Genomic DNA, 20,859 nt, shown 5'->3' on the forward strand with positions numbered 1-20,859 from the left:
TGCTGTAAAAATGTGATCGATACAGCATTAATAATGCCGGCGGCCGTGATCAAACTTTGTACGTTAATAAAATGATGCCCGCTTTTTTAATTACCGACCAATACGGACATTTAACAACAATGTCTTTTCCTCGATGATGTTAAATCCACGCAATAAAGTCCGTTATTTTAGTGATTAGACTCACATTTTATTTACATAATGCCGGTTATGGAGCAGACAGCGTATGTTTTTTAAATTGACCGTTTAGAATTTTCTCCACCGGCAATAAGGGAACGACAAGAACCGATGGCCGTCGCCGGCAACGGGTCTTGATTCGGCGCTCAATAAATAAAAGCATTTTTTTCAGCACATTAAAGCATACGTATCGATCACCATCACAAAATTCATATAAAGGCTTTGTGTCTGAACAGCACATTTCATAAATTGCTAACTCGAGTTAGCGTAAGCAAAAGCCGCTTTAAAAGCACCATGGTGACTGCGCGCTGGGTTTTAAGGATCATCGCCTGAAAGATTAGTCCGCTAATCGGAGTGTTATCCGGAGGCCACATGCCCGAAACAGTTTTGCAAATGAACCATATTACGAAACGATTCCCCGGTGTTTTGGCACTGGATAATGTCAGTTTTGATTTGCAGCGGGGAGAAGTCCATGCACTGCTCGGCGAAAACGGGGCAGGAAAATCCACGCTGATGAAAGTCTTGTCCGGGGTGTATATCTGTGACGAAGGGCAAATATATCTTGAGGGTCAGCCGGTAAATATCACCAGTCCCATTGCCGCTTCCGCCCTGGGCATTGCCATTATTCATCAGGAATTTAATCTCTTCCCGGATTTAACCGTCGAGCAAAATATTTTTATCGGGCGGGAACACCATAAAAACATCAAATGGATTCTTGATGAGACATCGCAGCGCAAGGCGGTGGAGGAGCTGCTGGCCATGCTGAACCTCACCATCCCCCCTACCCGGCTGGTCTTAGCGTTAACCGTGGCGCAGCAGCAGATGGTGGAGATAGCCAAAGCGCTGTCGGTGAACGCCAAAATACTGATTATGGACGAGCCCACCGCCGCGCTGACCGAAAGTGAAATCGACAGTCTGTTTAACGTCATCCGTCTGCTTAAAACGCAGGGAGTCTCCATTGTGTATATCTCCCATCGGCTGGAGGAACTGGCGTTAATCGCCGATCGGGCCACGGTGATGCGCGATGGTAAATACATTGCCACCGTAGACTACACAACGGTGCGCATCGCCCAGTTGATCACCATGATGGTGGGCCGGGAACTGGGGGATATCTACCCGGTCAGGGCCGCCGCTCCCGGCGAGGAGACGGTGCTTAGCGTCAAAAACCTGTGCCGCAGGGGGGTGCTGGATAACATCAGCTTTGAACTTAAGCGGGGGGAAATCCTTGGGTTCGCCGGTCTGATGGGGGCCGGTCGCACTGAGGTGGCCCGCGCCCTGTTCGGCGCCGATGCCATCGACAGCGGCGAGATTACATTGTCAGGCCGCAAGGTGACCGTGGACAGCGTTTACCGCGCTATTTCCCTTGGCATCGGCTATCTCACCGAAGACCGGAAAAAGGACGGCCTGGCCCTGGGGTTGTCCGTGGGCACCAATATCATGCTGAGCAGCTACCGGCAATATGCCAACGCCTGGGGCGTCATCGACGAGAAACGCTGCCGGGAAGCCGGTGAGGATCTCCGCCGCCGGCTGCGGATCAAAACGCCCGATCTGGCTCAATTGGCGGTGAATCTAAGCGGCGGTAATCAGCAGAAGATTATTATTGCCAAATGGTTATGCAAAAACTCGGAAATACTGATTTTTGATGAGCCGACGCGGGGTATTGATGTTGGAGCAAAACTCGAAATATATGAATTGATGAACCGTCTTACCGCCGAAGGCAAATCCATCATTATGATTTCGTCTGAATTACCGGAAATCCTCGGCATGTGCGACAGAATATTGGTCATGCGTCAAGGGCGTATTACTGCCGAATTGCAATCAACGCAAGCGGATCAGGAAAATATAATGAAATATGCGACGTTAGAGGGCTGAATCATGATTGGCATAACCAAATATTTACAGACTGGCACGAATAAAAAACTAAGCAATAAGGCGTTGCTGATGCGTTTCGCGCCCCTGCTGAGTTTGATCCTGCTCATGTTATTTTTCAGCCTGAGCTCGCCCTATTTCTTAAACACCGACAACCTGATGACCATCGCGCTGCAAACCTCGGTCATCGGCATCCTGGCCATCGGCGTGACCTATGTGATTATCACGGCGGGCATTGATCTTTCCCTGGGTTCGGTGGTGGCTTTTTCCGGCGTATTGGTTGGGCTGGCCGCCTCCTTCGGGCTGCCTATCTCCCTGTGCGTCCTGGCCGGCGTGCTGGGAGGCTGGATTTGCGGATTTATCAACGGTTTTCTGGTGACCAAAGGGACCATTCCGCCGTTTATCGCCACCCTCGGGCTGATGATGTCGGCGCGCGGCGTCAATCTGGTGCTTACCGACGGCCGAGCCCTGTACTTTCTGCAGTATCCCGGCTTTCAGATGCTGGCGCAGGGCAAGCTATTCAATTTCCTGCCTTATCCGGTTATCTATCTGATAGTGCTGGCCGCCGGGGCGGCCTATATCCTGAACAAAACCGTTATCGGCCGCTATATCTACGCCGTCGGCAGCAATGAGGAAGCCGCTCACCTGTCGGGTATCAAAGTCAATCGGGTCAAGGTGTTCGTGTACGTTTTTTGCGGCGTGTTGACCGGCATTGCCGGCGTGATATTGGCGTCGCGGCTTAATTCCGCCCAGCCGACGGCCGGGATGGGGTATGAATTGCAGGCCATCGCCGCGGTGGTTATCGGCGGTACCAGCCTGATGGGCGGCGTCGGCACCATCGGCGGCACGATTATCGGGGCGTTCATTATGAGCGTGCTGAATAACGGGCTTAATTTAATCGGCGTATCGCAATTCTGGCAAATGGTGGCCATGGGCATCGTAGTGGTTGCGGCGGTTTATTTGGATACGGTCCGTAAAAGAATTTAATTCCCCGACGTCATTCTTACCTGAACTGTATTACCCAAGGGTATAACGATAAATCACATGAGGTTGTCATGATGAAAATAAAAACGCTTTGCGGCCTGGCAATGATGGCAATATTCGGCATAGGCCAGTCTTATGCCGCTGCCCAGCTTTATGTCCCGGTGGTCAGTAAGGGATACCAGCAAGAATTCTGGCAGACGGTGAAATTAGGCACGGAGGCGGCGGCAAAAGACCTGTCGGTAAGAACCAGTTTTGTCGGCCCGTCCGATGAAACCCAAATCGCCGAGCAGATCCAGCTGATGGAGGATACCATCACCCGCCATCCCAACGGGATATTACTCTCGTCCCTGGATGCCAACGCCCTGATTCCCCTGGTGGAGAAAGCCAACGGCCAGCATATCACCGTGGCGACCTTCGACTCGGGGGTGAATTCCGATATCCCGGTCAGCTTTGTCGCCACCAGCAATGTGAAAGCGGGTTCGGCGGCGGCGGATGCGCTGGCCAAGGAGTTGGGCGGTAAGGGAAAGGTCGGCATCGTCGCCCATGTGGCCGGCACCACGTCGGCCATCGAACGCACGGAGGGGTTCACCAAGACCATCAAGGAAAAATACCCGAACATTACGCTGCTGCCGGTGCAGTACAGCGACGGCGATCCGCAGAAAGCCATGGATAAAACCATCGATATGACGCGGGCCAATCCCGATTTGGCGGGTATTTACGCCACCAACGAAGGCTCGACCCTGGGGGTGGCCAATGCCATTAAAACCCTGGGACTGTCCGGCAAGATTAAAGTCATCGGTTTCGACAGCACCGAAGCCATCATCAACTACCTCAAAATCGGCGCTATCCAGGGTTTCATCGTTCAGGACGCCTATCAGATCGGCTATCAGGGATTGACTACCCTGGTGAACTCCATTCGTGGGCAGAAGGTACCTAAATCCGTTGATATTCCGGTGAAATTTGTCACCCAAAGCAACCTGAACGAACCGGCGATTCAGAAATTGCTCTACCCGTTCGGTAAAAAGTAGCTCTCTGAATCAATAAAGGGCGGCGCCGCGCCGTTCGCCGAAGCCCGGCCGGCGCCGCCAATGCTGTTTGGAACAGAAAAGGAATCTTTATGAGCAGTCAACATCTATCTCCCCATCATGCTTCCCCGGCTCCCAAGGTGGGTATCCGTCCGGTTATCGACGGCCGCCGGCTGGGTATCCGCGAATCCCTGGAAGAACAAACCATGAACATGGCCCGCGCCACCGCGGCCTTTTTGACGGATAACCTGCGTTATCCCAACGGTGAAGCGGTGCAGTGCGTAATAGCCGATACCTGTATCGCCGGCATGGCGGAATCCGCCGCCTGCGAAGAAAAATTCAGCACGGAAAATATCGGCCTGACCATCACCGTGACGCCCTGCTGGTGTTACGGCAGCGAAACCATCGATATGGACCCGTTCCGGCCGAAGGCGATTTGGGGCTTCAACGGCACCGAACGGCCCGGCGCCGTCTATCTGGCCGCCGCGCTGGCGGGCCATAATCAGAAAGGGTTGCCGGCTTTCGCCATTTACGGCCACGATGTGCAGGATGGCGGCGATAACAGCATCCCCGGCGATGTACAGGAAAAACTGCTGCGCTTCGCCCGGGCCGGCATCGCGGTGGCGGCCCTGAAAGGCAAAAGCTACCTGTCCATCGGCGGCGTCGCCATGGGCATTGCCGGCTCCATTGTTGATCATGACTTTTTTGAATCCTGGCTGGGCATGAAAGTCCAGGCGGTGGATATGACCGAACTGCGCCGCCGGATGGATCAGCAGATTTATGACGCCGATGAGCTGGAGCTGGCCCTCTCCTGGGCTGACAAGTATTTCCGTTTCGGGAAGGATAAAAACGCGCAGCAATACCGCCAGTCCGAGGAACAGAGCCGCGGGATATTGCGCGAAAGCCTGCTGATGGCGATTTGCATCCGCGACATGATGCAGGGCAGCGCCAAAGTGGCTGAACGGGGCTTTGTGGAAGAATCCCTGGGCTACAACGCCATTGCCGCCGGTTTTCAGGGCCAGCGTCACTGGACCGATCAATACCCCAACGGCGATACCGCCGAGGCGCTGCTCAACAGCTCCTTTGACTGGAACGGCGTGCGGGAAGCCATGGTGGTGGCGACGGAAAACGACAGCCTGAACGCGGTAGCCATGCTGTTCGGCCATACATTGACCGGCACCGCGCAAATTTTTGCCGATGTGCGTACCTACTGGTCCCCCGATGCGGTAAAACGCGTTACGCAATATCAGCTGGAAGGCCATGCCGCCGAAGGCATTATCCACCTTATCAACTCCGGTTCGGCGGCGCTGGACGGCACCTGCCGCCAGACCGACGCCGAAGGCAAGCCCACCCTGAAGCCCCATTGGGAAATCAGCGATGAGGAGGCCCAGGCCTGCCTGGCGGCCACCGAATGGTGCCCGGCCATCCATGAATATTTCCGCGGCGGCGGCTATTCGTCCTGTTTCCTGAGCCGCGGCGGCGTGCCCTTCACCATGACGCGGGTCAATATCATCCGCGGGATCGGGCCGGTACTGCAAATCGCCGAAGGCTGGAGCGTCGATCTGCCGGCGGCGGTGCACGATACCCTGAACCAGCGCACCGACCCTACCTGGCCCACCACCTGGTTTGCGCCGCGCCTGACCGGCAAAGGTCCCTTCCGTGATGTCTATTCGGTGATGGCCAACTGGGGCGCCAACCACGGCGTCCTCACCGTCGGCCATGTGGGGGCGGACTTTATCACCCTGGCGGCCATGCTGCGCATTCCGGTATGTATGCACAACGTGGCGGAGGAACAGATATACCGCCCCACCGCCTGGGCCGCCCACGGCATGGACCCGGAAGGACAGGATTACCGCGCCTGCCAAAACTACGGTCCGCTGTATAAAAAATAGCCGCGCCGGCAATTCGTCAGACTGCTGACAAACGGACTCGGAGTTAAAAAGGCGGGACAGGACATTGAGTCAACAAGCTCGCAAAATCTATCCGGAGGCTAAAGCCGCCATGAGCCAAAATGTTGTCATCGTACTGGATTGCGGCGCCACCAATCTCAGGGCCGTCGCCCTCTCCCCCGAGGGCATGGTGGTGGCGAAGGCGGTTATCCCCAATGCCAGCCGGCCCGGCGGGGAAAACCCCCTCTGGCAGATATGGTCCCTGGACGAAATAATGGCCGGCCTCGGCCAGTGCTGCCGCCGCTTATCCGCAGAGCTTTCCTCCTGCCGCATTCATGCCCTGACCGTCACCACCTTCGGGGTGGACGGCGCATTGGTGGATGCCCAAGGGGAACTGCTCTATCCGGTTATCAGCTGGAAATGCCCGCGCACCGCCGCCGTCATGGCGGATATCGGCCGCTATATCTCCCCGGCGGAGCTCCAGGGCATCTCAGGCGTGGGGCAATTCAGCTTCAATACCCTTTATAAGCTGGTATGGCTGCGTGAAAACCAGCCGCGCCTGCTGGAGAAGGCCCGGGCCTGGCTGTTTATTTCATCCCTAATCAATCACCGGCTGACCGGCGCGTTCACCACCGATCGCACCATGGCGGGCACCAGTCAGCTGCTGGATGTGCAGCAGGGGGATTTCAGCCGGCGGATTTTGCAGAGCGTCGGGCTGGATAACAGGCTTTTCCCGGCTATCGCCGACGCCGGCGACAGGGTGGGCACGCTGTTGCCCGCCGTCGCCGAACGGTTGGGACTCCCGGCCGGACTGCCGGTGGTCTCTGCCGGCCACGATACCCAGTTTGCCTTGTTCGGTTCCGGCGCCGCCCTCGATCAGCCGGTTCTCTCTTCCGGCACTTGGGAGATCCTCATGGTCCGCAGTCAACGGGTGAATACCGCCATGCTGCCGGAAATAGCCGGATCCACCTGCGAACTGGACAGCCGCGCCGGTTTGTTTAACCCGGGATTGCAATGGCTGGCCTCCGGCGTACTGGAATGGGTCCGCCAGCTGTGCTGGGCCGGCAGCGCCCCCGCCGCGGTCTATCGGGAAATGATTGAAGAAGCCCGGTCAATCCCGCCGGGTACCGACGGCGTGCGTCTGCACGGCAGCCTGGTGGACGCGGCGGCCGGCTGGCAGGGACTGTCGCTGTCGGCCCGGCGCGGCCATATCTATCGCGCTGCTCTGGAAGCACTGTCCGCCACCCTGCGGGATAATCTCACCTTGCTTGAGCGAATCGGCCATTTCACCAGCCAAGAGCTGACGCTGGTGGGGGGCGGCAGCCGCAACGATTTATGGAACCAAATCAAAGCGGATGTGCTGAATTTACCCATCAAGGTGCTCAATGAAGCTGAAACCACCGTGCTGGGGGCGTCCATGTTCGCCTGGAGCGGTATCGGCTATTACGCCACGCCGGAAGCGGCTCGGCAGCAGGTGGCTTATCAATACCAATGGTACAGGCCGGGGGACGACGCCGCCTGTTATCAGCAGCTGTTCCCGCCCTGTCGCGTTACTTCTTTAACAGGAGATGCTTTATGCTGAAAAATATTTCCCCGCTCATTTCTCCCGCGCTGCTGAAAATTCTCGCCGAGATGGGCCACGGCGATGAAATCATCCTGGCGGACGCGTTTTTTCCGGCTCACTCACTTGGGCCGCAGGTGGTGCGCGCCGACGGGTTGCCGGTGGATGCGCTGCTGGCGGCCATCATCCCGCTGTTCGAGCTGGACAGTTATGCCCCGCCGCTGGTGATGATGGCCCCCGGCGCCGGCGATGAGCTGGATCCCGCGGTGGAGGCCCGCTATCTGCAAGCCCTGTTCGGTGAAGGCAGCCATCCGCCGGTAGCCCGCATCGATCGTTACGCGTTTTACCAACGCGCACGGGGGGCTTTTGCCATTGTCCTCACCGGTGAAACGGCTAAATACGGCAATATCTTGTTAAAAAAAGGGGTGACGCCCATATTTTGACCGGTCTATGTCGTATCTTATGCCGACGGTAAGTACCGATTATCCTGACCCAAGGCATCGGAGGGCATATGAAATCAACGCGGCAGCAAGATATTCTGGCGTTAATATCCCAACAGGAGATCCTGAAGGTGGACGAACTGGCGGCCTGGTTCCAGGTCAGCAAAGAGACGATCCGCCGTGATTTCAACAGTTTGCAGGACAGGGGCTTGCTTATCCGCCAGCATGGCCGGGCAAAAAACATTAAACGGGGCGTTCCGGACAACGGCGACTCGTTTAACGAGCGGGTCAAAAGCCACCTATACAGCAAGGCCGACATCGCCGAACAGGCCTTGACCTGGATCGACGAGGACATGGTGATTGCCCTGGACGCCAGCACCACGTGCTGGTATCTGGCGAAAAAACTGCCCGATATCCCCCTGACGGTGTTTACCAACAGCGTCAGGGTCTGTCATGAATTGGAAAAAAAATCCCGTATTACGTTGATAAGCTCCGGCGGCACCCTGCAGCGTAAATATGCCTGTTATAACAATTGCTCGATTTTTTCACTGCTTAAGCATCTGGATATTGACCTGTTTATCTTCTCCTGCGAAGGCATTGATAGTGAAGGCATGATGTGGGACTCCAACGCCATCAACGCCGAATACAAAACCATCTTGCTCCATAAAGCCACCCAATCCCTGCTGCTGATGGATAAAAGCAAGCTCGGGCGTAAAAGCACGGTTAAAATCGGCCCGCTGACCCAGGTGGAACGAATCATATCCGATGCGGGCGACTCACGCATCGTGCCGGTGCTGGCGCATAAGCTGTTTCAGGGTTAGCGGCAACGCCGTCGCGGCAACCGGCAAATAAGCCTGCATGATCACATAAAACAACAAACATAATTACATTATGAAATATCGTAATGGCATGAAGATTTGTAACCCCCTAACTTATTAGCCATCTAAGCTTTTTGTCTTTCCAACCGCGACAGTCGTTGAGGATAAAAACGATGGCAGATTCCTTAATTTCTCATTCAATACTCTCTGTAAAAGAAAAGATCGGTTATGGGCTGGGGGATGCCGCCAGCCATATCGTATTTGATAACGTCATGCTGTATCTGATGTTTTTTTATACCGATATTTTCGGTATCCCGGCGGGCTTCGCCGGCACGATGTTTCTGTTCGCCCGGGCGCTGGACGCCGTTTCCGACCCGCTTATGGGGCTGGCGGCCGACCGTACCCGTACCCGGTGGGGCAAATTCCGCCCTTATGTGCTGTTCGGGGCGATACCCTTCGGGATCGTTTGCGTCATTACCTATAGCACTCCCGATCTCGGCCTGACCGGTAAAATGATCTATGCCTCGGTGACCTACACCCTGCTGACGCTGCTGTACACGGTGGTGAATATTCCTTATTGCGCCCTGGGAGGGGTCATCACCAACGATCCGACCCAGCGTATCTCGCTGCAGTCCTATCGTTTCGTACTGGCCACCGCCGGCGGCATGCTAAGCACGGTACTGATGATGCCGCTGGTGAAACTGGTGGGGGGCACGAACCAGGCCCGTGGATTCCAGGGCGGTATCGCCATTCTTTCGGTGGTGGCGATTATCATGCTGGCGCTGTGTTTCGCCACCACCCGGGAGCGAATCAGCGATCGCACCGCCCTGCAGGGCACCATGCGCGAAGACCTGCGGGATATTATCCATAACGATCAATGGCGTATCGTCGGCATCCTGACCATCCTCAATATCCTGGCGGTATCGGTGCGGGGCGGCGCCATGATGTATTACGTCACCTATATCCTCGGCCGTCCGGCGATTTTCGCCCTGTTCCTCGGCACCTATTCGGTGGGCAACCTGATCGGCAGCGCCCTGGCGAAACCGGTCACCGACCGGTATTGCAAAGTGGCGGTATTCTGGTGGACCAACGCCGCGCTGGCGGTATTGAGCTTTGCCATGTTTATGGTGCCGATAGGGGCAAATATCGCCATGTTCTGCTTTATCTTTATCATCGGCGTGCTGCACCAGATGGTCACCCCGATCCAATGGGTGATGATGTCGGATACCGTGGATTACGGCGAATGGACCAACGGTAAACGGCTCACCGGCATCAGCTTCGCCGGCACGCTGTTTGTCCTTAAGCTGGGGCTGGCCCTGGGGGGCGCGGTGATTGGCTGGGTGCTGGCCGGCGCGGGTTATCAAGCGGGAGCCGCCACCCAGAACAGCGGGACGCTGGCGAGCGTGATAGCCCTGTTCACCCTGGCGCCGGGTATCTGTTACCTGCTGAGCGCCATAGTGGCCCAGCGTTTTTATACCCTGCGCACCCCGATGATGAACCGTATTCTAGACGAGTTATCCCTGGGCATAGGACGCAAATAACCGCGGCGGCCGCGTTGAAACAGGCTTAATCAGGTTGAATCATTTATAACGTTTTAAGGCGATAAGATGAAAATAAGCGATGGCAACTGGCTGATACAGCCCGGTTTGCAGCTGACACATCCGCTGCGGGTATTCGAAGTCCGGCGGCAAGGCCGGGATCTGGTGGTATTCGCCGCGCCCCGGGACGTCAGCTCGCGGGGGGACCAATTGGATATCCCTCTGCTTACCCTGCATTTTTTCTCGCCGCAAACCGGCGTTATCGGCGTGCGCATTGAACATTTCCAGGGGCTTCCCGCCCAAATACCCTGTTATCCGTTAAACAAGGATGACTCCACCCTAACCCGCATCGAAGATAACGCGGAATATGCCTCTTTAAGCAGCGGCGACCTGTCGGTACGGGTGAGCAAAGGAGAAAACTGGGCCCTGGACTTTCTCCATGACGGCCGGCGCATCACCGGCAGCGGCGCCCGGTCCGGCGGCTATGTCCAGGACGAGCATAAGGGCAAAAATTACGTCTTCGAACGCTTGGATTTAAGCGTGGGGGAAACGGTGTACGGCCTCGGCGAACGCTTCGGGGCGCTGGTAAAAAACGGCCAGGCCATTGAGACCTGGAATCGGGACGGCGGTACCAGCACCGAACAATCCTACAAAAATATTCCTTTTTATCTCACCAACCGTGGCTATGGCGTGCTGGTAAATCATCCGGAGTGCGTCTCTTTCGAAGTGGCTTCGGAAAAAGTGTCCAAAGTACAGTTCAGCGTCGAAGGCGAGTATCTGGAATACCTGGTGATCGACGGTCCGACGCCCAAACAGGTGCTGGACGGCTACACCCGCCTTACAGGCAGGCCTGCCCTGCCGCCGGCCTGGTCTTTCGGCCTGTGGCTCACCACCTCCTTTACCACCGACTATGACGAAAAAACGGTGAACCGTTTTATCGACGGCATGGCGGAAAGGCGCCTGCCGCTGCATGTGTTTCATTTCGACTGTTTTTGGATGAAGGCGTTTCAGTGGTGCGATTTTACCTGGGACCCGGAAGTCTTTCCCGACCCGGAGGGCATGCTGCGACGACTCAAAGGGAGAGGACTCAAGATCTGTTTATGGATCAATCCCTATATCGGACAGAAATCGCCGCTGTTCAAGCAGGGCATGGAGCAGGGATATTTGCTCAAACGTCCCGACGGACGGGTCTGGCAATGGGATCGCTGGCAGCCGGGCCAAGGCATCGTGGATTTTACCAACCCGTCGGCCTGCGCCTGGTATACCGGCCACTTGCGAAAACTGCTGGAGATGGGGGTCGACTGTTTCAAGACCGACTTCGGCGAACGCATTCCCACCGAAGTGGCCTGGTTTAACGGCGCCGATCCGCAGAAAATGCATAATCATTACGCTTATTTATACAATAAAGTGGTTTTTCAGCTCTTACAGGAAAGCCGCGGACGGGAGGATGCGGTGCTGTTTGCCCGTTCGGCTTCGGTTGGGGCGCAGCAGTTCCCGGTGCACTGGGGCGGCGACTGTTATGCCAATTATGAATCCATGGCGGAAAGCCTGCGCGGCGGTCTCTCCCTTGGCATGTCCGGCTTTGGTTTTTGGAGCCATGATATCGGCGGGTTTGAAAATACCGCTCCCGCCCACGTCTATAAACGCTGGTGCGCCTTTGGCCTGCTGTCCAGCCATAGCCGGCTGCACGGCAGCAAATCCTACCGCGTCCCCTGGGTATACGACGAGGAGGCCTGCGACGTGCTGCGGCATTTTACCCAGTGGAAATGCCGCTTGATGCCTTATATCTACCAGGCGGCGATCCAGGCCGCCGCCGCCGGTACGCCGATGATGCGCGCCATGATGCTGGAATTTCCCGACGATCCCGGCTGCGATTATCTCGATCGTCAATATATGCTGGGGGATGCCCTGCTGGTGGCGCCGGTATTCAGCGAGCATGGCGAGGTTGATGTTTACCTGCCGCCGGGCCGCTGGACCCATCTGTTCAGCAATAAGGAGGCCGTCGGCGGCTGGCGTAAAGAGCGCCATGATTTTCTCAGCCTGCCGCTCTATGTACGGGAGAATACCCTGCTGCCGCTGGGGCAAAACGATCAAAAGCCGGATTATGATTATACCGTTGAGCCGGCGTTTCACCTGTTTGCCCTCGGGGACGGCCGGCAGGCGGTGTGCCGGCTTTCTTCCTGCTCGGCTAAAACGCGTTTCACCCTGGTGGCGGAGCGTCGTGGGCAGGATATTTCTCTGCGGGCCGAAGGGGAAGCCCGTGGTTGGACCCTGTGCCTGCGCAATATACACCGCATTGCGTCGGTAAGCGGCGGCCTGGTCGCGGACGACGCCCAGGGCATAATCATTACTCCGGACCAGGGCGCCGAGCAGCTGACGATCCGGCTGGCGGAATGAACGCAAGCCGGCAGCCGATAAACTAAAGGAGCTTGTTGACAACGTGTCCGGTCGGGACAGGCTGCCAGATTGACTCCGGGCATGTTTGTCAGCAGTCTGCGAAGGCACAGGGAACCTGTGCCGGTTATCACCGCCATAGTCCGAATCCCATCAGCAGTGCCGGCGGTGTCTCTCTTTACAGGTTTCCAGCACCTCATCCGGGTCCCGCCGCCACCAGTTTTTTTCGGAAAATATTTCCACCTCATGAAAGCCCCGGTAGCCCTGGGCCTCCACCGCCCGGCGCATGCGGCGGATATCGATGACGCCGTCCCCCATCATGCCGCGATCCTCCAGCATATCCCGGGTCGGCACCAGCCAATCGCAGATATGGAAGGCCAGCAATCGCTTTTTACCGGCCCGTTCAATCTGCCCGAACAGTTTCGGATCCCACCAAGTATGGTACACATCCACCGCCAGACCGAGCCCTTCGTCTCCCAGTTCGTCGCACAGGTCATTGGCCTGCTCAAGGGTGTTGACGCAGGCCCGATCGGCGGCATACATGGGGTGCAAGGGCTCGATGGCCAGGGGCATGCCCGCCGGCCGGGCATACTCCAGCAGTTCCGCCAGTCCGTCCATTACCTGCAAACGGGCGCCGGGAAGATCTTTGGATGAACCCGGCAAGCCCCCCACCACCAGCACCAGGCAGGAGGCATTCAGTTCCAGGGCCTCGTCAACCGCCCGCCGGTTGTCATCCAACGCCAGACGGCGCTCTTCGGCGGTGTTGCCGGGGAACATGCCGCCGCGACAATAGCCGGTCACCTTTAGCTGGTGAGAGCGGATCCGCCGTCCGGCCTCATTGAGCCCCAGGGCCTGAACCTGATCCCGCCAGGGGGAGATGCCGCGGATGCCGTGCCGGGCGCAGCCGTCGATAATCTGATCCAGGCGCCACTGCCGGCGCAGGGTGGCGGTGTTGATGGAGAGCAATTGGCCGTCCGGCTCATTCATAGGATATTTCCTTGCTTAACGTTCAACGCGATCGTTCACGATCGCGGAGCTGGTTGATAGCGTACCGGTATATTCGCGCCGGGCTAGAAATGCGGTTTGCCCAGGCCGCCGTCCACATCGATTACCTGGCCGACGGTAAACGGCAATTGCCCGGCGGCGATGGACTGGATGACCCTGGAGATATCCTCAGGCTGTCCCCAGCGCCGCATCGGCACCAGACCGTCGGCAATCAATTGATCGTACTTGGGTTTAACCCCTTGGGTCATGTCGGTTTCAATAATGCCCGGGCGGATTTCATAGACGCCGATACCCTCGTCCGCCAGGCGTAATGCGAACAGTTGGGTCACCATACTGGCCGCCGCCTTGGAGACGCAGTATTCCCCGCGGGAGATGGAAAGGATGTGGGCGCTACAGGAGGTAATATTGATAATGCAGCGATAGGCCGCGTTCAGCCCTCCCTGAGAGAGCATCTGCCTGGCGGCCTTTTGGCACAGAAAAAACATGGCCCGGCTGTTGATGTTCTGGCAATGATCATAACTTTCCAGGGTGACGTCCAGCAAATCCCCACGCCGCAGCGCGGCGGTACCGGCGTTATTCACCAGACAATCCAGGCGACCCCAGCGATGGACAATGGCGTCAATCATGGACTGCTGACTATTCAGGTCGGCGACATCGCCGGCGCAGGCCAAGGCATCAATGCCGTATTGTTGCAGTTCGGCCACCAACGCCTGCTGTCGTTGTCGTCCCTCCTCGTTATCGCGGCCATTTATCGCCACGTTAAAACCGGCCCGCGCCAGGGCGACGGCGCAGCTTTTCCCTATCCCCCGGGTAGACCCGGTGATAAAGGCGACCGGTGGACCGGCATGGTTCATCTTTTTTACCTCCGTAAATTGAACGCCTAATCAACCGGATGGTTGATTAGCGAAGTATAACGTTACGGGACCGTTAAAAAGATGATCCACTTCGCATAATCAACCGGGCGGTTGACTAAGGACCAGGCGCGAGCGCAATATCGGCGGCAACCCATGGCATAGAGTGCCGATAGCAATCCATCGTTACGCATCATTCAGTGAGGAAATAACATGTCGGCTGACATCGGCAGCAAACGCAAACGCGATCCCGCCCTGACCCAAAGCCGCATTCTGGCGGCGGCCCGCGAAGAGTTTGCCCAGAAGGGTTTCGACGGCGCCCGTGTGGAAAAAATCGCCGCCGCCGCACAGGTCAATAAGCAACTGCTCTATCACTACTTTGAAAACAAAGACCGTCTGTTTACGCGGGTGCTGGAGGACGCCTACCGCGATATCCGGCAGCAGGAAGCCGCCCTGGCGCTGGATCATTTACCGGCGGATCAAGCGGTAATGGCGCTGGTGGAATTTACCTGGCGCTATTACCTGGCCCATCCGGAATTCATCCGTCTGCTCAACAGCGAAAACCAGATGCAGGCCCGTCATCTCAACCACTCCGCCGACGTGCTGCACATCAACGCCAGCTGGCTGGCTATCGCCAAAAACCTCCTGGCGCGCGGCCGCAGCGAAGGAACCCTTCGAGACGATATAGACGCCATGCAGCTGAATATCAACATTTCGGCGCTGGGCTTCTTTTACCTGATCAACAGCGCCACCCTGTCCCTGGTCTATCAACGGGACCTGACCGCCGCGCAGGCCCTGGAAGATCGCCTGGCGGTGATGAAGGATACTGTCCGCTGCTGGCTAAGACCCATTAGCCTGGCGCAGGCTTGATAATCCCTTGGCCGGTTAGCGTTGGCGCGCTTAGTGCGCGGAAACAGGGGTTACCAGAATCAAGGGCTGGTGCTTTGGCAGGGACATACTCCTATATGAGGTATTGACTCCCCTTGCCCCTCGCCATATAGTTAGCAAACTACCTAATTATATGCTACGCATAATCATGACCTTGCCAAAAAATCGCGAACAGGCATTAATGACCCTCACCGTCGCCCTGGGATTATTGCAGCGGGCATATCGGGCCAAGGCCGACAAAGTGGTGGCGCCGCTGGGCCTGTCAACCGCCATGGCCTGGCCGCTGGTGCTGATTGGCCGCCATCCGGAAGGCATTCGCCCCGGCGGCCTGTCGGAAGAGTTGGGTATCGAAGGGCCCTCGCTGGTGCGCTCGCTGAATCAGCTGGTGGATGCCGATCTGGTCCTGCGCCAGGAGGATAAGGTAGACAAACGCGCCAAAATTCTGTGCCTGACGCCTGCGGGCAACGCCATTCGGACCCGGATCGAAGACCTGCTCAACGAGCTGCGCGCCGAATTGTTCGATGGGGTATCCGACGAAGACGTCCAGGCCTGTTTGCGGACATTTTGTGTGCTTGAGAAACGATTGGGTATCAATGGTTCCTCTTCCATCGATGCCGAGAACATGACAGATACGCCCTGAATGACGATGACCATGCCGACGATTAAGCTGTTCTCTCGCGCCGAGATCATCTATTCCCTCAAAAGTTTTACCGCTGCCATGCTGGCGTTATATCTGGCCAGCCGCGCCGGGCTGCCCAACAGTTTTTGGTCATTATTGACGGTCTATGTCGTAAGCCAGCCGCTGGCGGGCATGGTGCGCTCAAAAGCGGTCTATCGCCTGTGCGGCACCTTTATCGGCAGCACCGCGACGGTGTTTCTGATCCCGACGCTATCCAATGCTCCGGTGCTGTTATCCCTGGCGATGGCGCTGTGGGTCAGTGTCTGCCTGTTTGTGTCCCTGATGGACAGGACCCCCCGCTCCTATACGTTTATGCTGGCCGGTTATACCGCGGCGTTAATCGGTTTTCCCACGGTACAAACGCCTGATCTGATTTTCAACACCGCCGTGACCCGCGTGGAGGAAATCAGCCTGGGCATCCTGTGCGCTACCCTGCTGCACAGCGTGGTGCTGCCCGCCGGCTTGACCAACAGCGTGATGGGCCTGCTGGATAAAACCCTGACCGATACCCGACGCTGGCTGAAGGATATCTTCTCCACCGGGGCACCGGTTCCCAAGGAAGACTATGACGCTATATCCGCGTCCCGCCTGCGGCTGTCGGTGGATATTACCCAACTGCGCCTGCTGGCCACCCATATTCCCTACGATACGGGAAACCTCACCTGGACTGCGGGGGCGGTTCGCGCCATGCAGGACCGGGTGGCGGAACTGATCCCCACGCTTTCGGCGGTGGAAGACCGGCTTAAGGCGCTGTACAAGGCCGAAGAGGGCTTCAGCCCGGATGTCGTGGCGGTGATTAACCGCATCAGCCAATGGCTGACGGAGCATGACCCGCTGACCGACCGCGTTGACCTGGCCGAATCTCTCACCGCGGCGGAGTTTAACGACCAGCGTCTGCAATTAAGGGATGCCATACAGAGGCTGGAGTCCGGCTCAGGGCAGACGCCGTGGTCGCGGGCGCTGCGGATTTCCCTGGCAAGCTATCTGGAAGAACTGGTGTTGAAATGGCAGGCCTGCATGATATTGCGCCAGGATATTACCCAGGGGATGCGCCACGGGGTGATGCCCCGCCGCCGTATCGCCGCCATCGGTAACCGGGTGCTCCATCGCGATCTCGGCATGGCGCTGCTGTCGTCTCTGGCGGCGTTTATCGCCATCGGTTTCTGCTGTCTGTTCTGGATTATGCTCGGCTGGGATTCCGGGGCGACGGCCGCCATGATGGCGGCCGTCTTTTGCAGCTTTTTCGCGGTGATGGACGACCCGGTGCCCGCCATTAACAATTTCCTGAAATACACCTTTTGGTCAGCGCCTCTCTCGGCCATTTATATCCTGGTGCTGCTGCCCATGGTGCAGGACTTCGGCATGCTGGTGCTGGTTTGCGCGCCGCTGTTTATTGTCCTGGGCTGCTATAGCGCCCGGCCGGCCCTGCTGATGGTCGCCCTGCCGCTGCTGTTCGGCGTGGCCGGCACACTCTCGTCCCATGACACCGACCACGCGGATGTTATTACCTTTATCAATAGCACCACGGCACAACTGTTCGGCACCTTTGTGGCGGCTCGAGTGACCCAGTTATTCCGTTCAGTGGGAGCCGACTGGAGCGCCAGGCGCATCCGCAAGGCCATCCGCCGAGATCTGGTGGTCATGTCCAGCGGAAACCGCACGCATCAGCTGCAGATTTTCGCCGTCCGCATGGTGGACCGTATCGGGTTATTGGTGACCCGTATCGCCCAAGGGGAAGTCACCCGCAATAATATTATCGCCCGCGAAACCCTGCGGGATCTTCGTCTGGGCACCAATGTCATCGCCCTTCAGCAGGCGCGCAGAGCTTTTCCCTCCATCGGTTTTCCCGCCCTGCTGGCCCAATTGGCCGCCCTTTTCCGCACCGCCGAAAACCAGCCCGCGGGGACCTTACTGGCCGCCATTGACGGCGCCTTGACGGAAATCCTAAGGATGCCGGAAAAATCCGCGCACTGGCGCACCGCCATCACCGCGCTGGTGGGGCTGCGCCATAACCTGTTCCCCGACGCTCCCGTCAAACTGCTCGCCGCGGGAGAAACGGCATGATTGGCGAAGCCAGTTTCTACGGCCTCTATATCCCCTGGTTAATGCTGCTGTCGCTGGCCACGCTGGCGGTATTCTGGCTGGTACGGCGCCTGCTGTTTATCGTCGGCTTCTATCGCTGGGTCTGGCATCCGGCGCTGTTCGATATCGCCGTCTATTTTCTTCTGCTCTACGGGATGACTCATGTTACTTTTTTTGTTCAGCGATAATTTGCGATGAAATCTGAATTAATGACTTTACGCACACGCCAATTCATTCGGGTATTCATCACCTTGCTGGTCACCCTGGCGGCCATCTGGGCAGTGTTGAAACTCTGGGATCATTACGAACTGGCGCCCTGGACCCGAGATGGACGGGTACGGGCCAATGTAGTGGTCATTGCGCCGGATGTTTCCGGTCTGGTAACCGACGTGGCGATTCAGGATAATCAGCGGGTAACCGCCGGTTCGCTGCTGTTCGAGGTGGATCACAGCCGTTACGAACTGGCGGTGCGGCAGGCGCAGGTGGCCCTCGACTCGCAGCGCATCGCCATCGCCCAGGCCCAGCGCGAAGACAAACGCAACGCCCAATTGGGCACGCTGGTGCCTCTGGAGGAGCGCGAACGGACACAAACCCGCCTGGAGCAGGCGCAAAACGCCCTGGCCCAGGCCGAAGTGGCGCTGGATAGCGCTAAGCTGAACCTGCAGCGCGCCCAGGTCCGATCCCCCGTGGACGGTATTGTCACCAATCTCGACCTGCGGCAGGGCAGTTACGCCACCACCGGCAAACCGGTTCTGGCCCTGGTAGACGTTGGTTCGATGTATGTGGAAGGCTATTTTGAAGAGACCAAGCTGCCGCGCATTCATATCGGCGATCCGGTGCGGGTCATTCCCATGGGCGGCCACGGCCCCTTCACCGGCACCGTGCAAAGCATCGCGGCGGGCATCGCCGAACGCGACCGGCTTACCGGCGACAATCTGCTGCCCAGCGTCAACCCTACCTTTAACTGGGTACGTCTGGCGCAGCGGGTGCCGGTCCGGGTGAAAATCAATGCTTCGGATATCGCCCGCCAGCGCCTGGTGGCGGGCCAAACCGTCACCGTGGAAGTCACCGCCCCTAACGCCGGCGGCATCGGCGGCCTGACGTTTATCCGGCAGGGACAATAAGCATGCCGGATTTCGCCTGCCAGCTCTCGGCCCGCCAAGCGGGCGCGTTATTAAAAAGAGCCTTCTTACCCTTGGCGCTGGCCGGATTGTCCGCCTGCGCCATGCTCCCGGTCGGGCCGGACTACCGTCCGCCCGCATCGCCGCTGCTTCATCGCGCCGGCAGCCAGCCCCTGCTGAACGCGGGGGACAATTCCCAGTCCGCTACGGCCGATGCGCAACCGCTGCCGGATCATTGGTGGCGGCTGTACCGGGATGACCGTCTGGACAGCCTGGTGCGCCAGGCGCTGGCGCATAATACCGATTTACGTATTGCACAGGCCGACCTGGAACGCGAGCTTGCACTGTTAAAAGAAGCCGGCAGCGCCCGCAACCCTGCCCTGTCGGCCAATGCCGAACCCAGCTTCGGCCACCCATCCGGCGTCGCGCTGCTGGCGCCGGATTATGTCCCGCCCAATACCTGGAACTATGACAGCGGCTTGAATCTCTCCTATCAGGTGGATTTATTCGGGCAGATACAACGGGCCATCGAAGCGGCCGATGCCGACAGCCAGGCGGCTCGGGCCGCCCTGGATCTGGTAAAAATCAACGTGGCCGCCAATACCGCCCGCGCTTACGCCGAAGTATGCGCCACCGGTTTACAGCTCCAGACCGCCCGCCGCTCCATCGACCTGCAACAGCAATCGGTGACCTTGACCGATCGCCTGCTCCAGGCCGGACGCACCGGCGAGCTGGATACCCTGCGGGCCAGGGCGCAATTGCAGCAGTTGCAAGCGGCGTTACCGCCGCTACAGGCTAGACAGCAGAATGCCCTGTTCCGGCTGGCTACGCTCACCGGCGCCTTGGCGCAGGATTTCCCCCGGGATGTGGCGAATTGCGTTTCGCCGCCGCAGCTGACGCGGCTTATCCCGGTGGGAGACGGCGCGGCATTATTGCGCCGCCGTCCGGATATCCGCCAGAACGAACGCCGTCTGGCCGCGGCTACCGCCCGGGTCGGCGTGGCGATGGCCGATCTTTACCCGAAAATCACCTTGGGGTTGGCCGGCAGCTCCGCCGGCTATATGAAAGATATCGGCGGAGGCGACACCTACGGCTGGAGTCTAGGCCCGCTGATTTCGTGGACCCTGCCCAACACCGGCGCGGTTCAGGCGCGCATCGCCCAGGCACAGGCCGGAGTACAGGGAGATCTGGCGCGCTTTGACGGTTCCGTCCTGACGGCGGTGGGGGAAGTTGAAACGGCGCTGAACAATTACGCCCGCGAGCTGGACCGGCATCAGGCCCTGCTGGCGGCCGCAGGTGAAACCCGACAGGTGGCGGAAAAAACCCGCATGCTCTATGCCAGCGGCAAAATAGGTTATCTGGATGTACTGGACGCCGAACGGGGTATGGCCGCCAGCGATGCCGCCCTGGCGCAATCATCAGGCCAACTGGTGGACGATCAGGTGTTGCTGTTCCTGGCGCTGGGGGGAGGCTGGCAAGATACCCCCGCCGCCGGCGCGCCAAAACAAAGGTAGGCCCGCCATCGCCGATCGTGCAACGAG

At 58.2% G+C, this 20,859-nt stretch carries 17 protein-coding genes; 15 read left to right on the forward strand and 2 right to left on the reverse strand.

What is annotated here, in order from left to right:
- The first annotated feature begins 546 nt into the window (after positions 1-546).
- The 9 genes from ACL2XO_RS24855 (at position 547) to yicI (ending at position 12,695) form a co-directional block, all read left to right on the forward strand.
- The gene (locus ACL2XO_RS24855; RefSeq protein ID WP_413725774.1) at positions 547-2,046 is read left to right on the forward strand and encodes a sugar ABC transporter ATP-binding protein; all 1,500 of its coding nucleotides are present in this window, start codon (positions 547-549) and stop codon (positions 2,044-2,046) included.
- 3 nt (positions 2,047-2,049) lie between these two features.
- Positions 2,050-3,030, forward strand: coding sequence for an ABC transporter permease (locus ACL2XO_RS24860; RefSeq protein ID WP_132925203.1), 981 nt, complete (start codon positions 2,050-2,052; stop codon positions 3,028-3,030).
- Positions 3,031-3,131: 101 nt separating this feature from the next.
- Positions 3,132-4,055 carry an ABC transporter substrate-binding protein gene (locus ACL2XO_RS24865; RefSeq protein ID WP_413743108.1) on the forward strand — a complete coding sequence of 308 codons (924 nt, stop codon included), beginning with the start codon at positions 3,132-3,134 and terminating at the stop codon, positions 4,053-4,055.
- A gap of 89 nt (positions 4,056-4,144) precedes the next feature.
- Entirely contained in the window at positions 4,145-5,944 is a 1,800-nt protein-coding gene (gene fucI / locus ACL2XO_RS24870; protein WP_132925201.1) for an L-fucose isomerase, read from the forward strand.
- Positions 5,945-6,053: 109 nt separating this feature from the next.
- Complete coding sequence (gene fucK, locus ACL2XO_RS24875; RefSeq protein WP_413741770.1) at positions 6,054-7,523, forward strand: L-fuculokinase; 1,470 nt, start codon at positions 6,054-6,056, stop codon at positions 7,521-7,523.
- On the forward strand, positions 7,517-7,945 hold the full coding sequence (gene fucU / locus ACL2XO_RS24880; RefSeq protein WP_413741771.1) for an L-fucose mutarotase: 429 nt from the start codon (positions 7,517-7,519) through the stop codon (positions 7,943-7,945). Before fucK ends, fucU begins: the two co-directional genes overlap by 7 nt.
- A gap of 68 nt (positions 7,946-8,013) precedes the next feature.
- Complete coding sequence (gene fucR, locus ACL2XO_RS24885; protein ID WP_203520823.1) at positions 8,014-8,763, forward strand: L-fucose operon activator; 750 nt, start codon at positions 8,014-8,016, stop codon at positions 8,761-8,763.
- Between the two features lie 185 nt (positions 8,764-8,948).
- Entirely contained in the window at positions 8,949-10,301 is a 1,353-nt protein-coding gene (locus tag ACL2XO_RS24890; protein WP_132927976.1) for a glycoside-pentoside-hexuronide (GPH):cation symporter, read from the forward strand.
- A 66-nt stretch (positions 10,302-10,367) separates the two neighbouring features.
- Positions 10,368-12,695 carry an alpha-xylosidase gene (gene yicI / locus ACL2XO_RS24895; RefSeq protein ID WP_413741772.1) on the forward strand — a complete coding sequence of 776 codons (2,328 nt, stop codon included), beginning with the start codon at positions 10,368-10,370 and terminating at the stop codon, positions 12,693-12,695.
- Positions 12,696-12,845: 150 nt separating this feature from the next.
- Here yicI and ACL2XO_RS24900 read toward each other — a convergent pair whose 3' ends face one another.
- Together ACL2XO_RS24900 and ACL2XO_RS24905 are read right to left on the reverse strand one after the other, a co-directional pair.
- Complete coding sequence (locus ACL2XO_RS24900) at positions 12,846-13,679, reverse strand: sugar phosphate isomerase/epimerase family protein (RefSeq protein WP_413741773.1); 834 nt, start codon at positions 13,677-13,679, stop codon at positions 12,846-12,848.
- An 83-nt stretch (positions 13,680-13,762) separates the two neighbouring features.
- Entirely contained in the window at positions 13,763-14,551 is a 789-nt protein-coding gene (locus tag ACL2XO_RS24905; protein WP_132925186.1) for a 3-ketoacyl-ACP reductase, read from the reverse strand.
- 210 nt (positions 14,552-14,761) lie between these two features.
- Here ACL2XO_RS24905 and ACL2XO_RS24910 point away from each other — a divergent pair, with 210 nt between their 5' ends.
- The 6 genes from ACL2XO_RS24910 to ACL2XO_RS24935 all read left to right on the forward strand — a co-directional run bounded on the left by ACL2XO_RS24910 (position 14,762) and on the right by ACL2XO_RS24935 (position 20,832).
- The gene (locus ACL2XO_RS24910) at positions 14,762-15,418 is read left to right on the forward strand and encodes a TetR/AcrR family transcriptional regulator (protein ID WP_413725782.1); all 657 of its coding nucleotides are present in this window, start codon (positions 14,762-14,764) and stop codon (positions 15,416-15,418) included.
- Between the two features lie 166 nt (positions 15,419-15,584).
- Complete coding sequence (locus tag ACL2XO_RS24915; RefSeq protein ID WP_413741774.1) at positions 15,585-16,076, forward strand: MarR family winged helix-turn-helix transcriptional regulator; 492 nt, start codon at positions 15,585-15,587, stop codon at positions 16,074-16,076.
- Positions 16,077-16,088: 12 nt separating this feature from the next.
- The gene (locus ACL2XO_RS24920) at positions 16,089-18,179 is read left to right on the forward strand and encodes an FUSC family protein (protein ID WP_413741775.1); all 2,091 of its coding nucleotides are present in this window, start codon (positions 16,089-16,091) and stop codon (positions 18,177-18,179) included.
- Positions 18,176-18,385, forward strand: coding sequence for a DUF1656 domain-containing protein (locus ACL2XO_RS24925; protein WP_132925178.1), 210 nt, complete (start codon positions 18,176-18,178; stop codon positions 18,383-18,385). Before ACL2XO_RS24920 ends, ACL2XO_RS24925 begins: the two co-directional genes overlap by 4 nt.
- A 21-nt stretch (positions 18,386-18,406) precedes the next feature.
- On the forward strand, positions 18,407-19,321 hold the full coding sequence (locus ACL2XO_RS24930; RefSeq protein WP_207917953.1) for an HlyD family secretion protein: 915 nt from the start codon (positions 18,407-18,409) through the stop codon (positions 19,319-19,321).
- A gap of 2 nt (positions 19,322-19,323) precedes the next feature.
- Entirely contained in the window at positions 19,324-20,832 is a 1,509-nt protein-coding gene (locus ACL2XO_RS24935; protein WP_413741776.1) for an efflux transporter outer membrane subunit, read from the forward strand.
- Positions 20,833-20,859: the final 27 nt, after the last annotated feature.

It is taken from the genome of Sodalis sp. RH15, from assembly GCF_047324255.1.
Lineage (GTDB): Bacteria > Pseudomonadota > Gammaproteobacteria > Enterobacterales > Enterobacteriaceae > Acerihabitans > Acerihabitans ligni.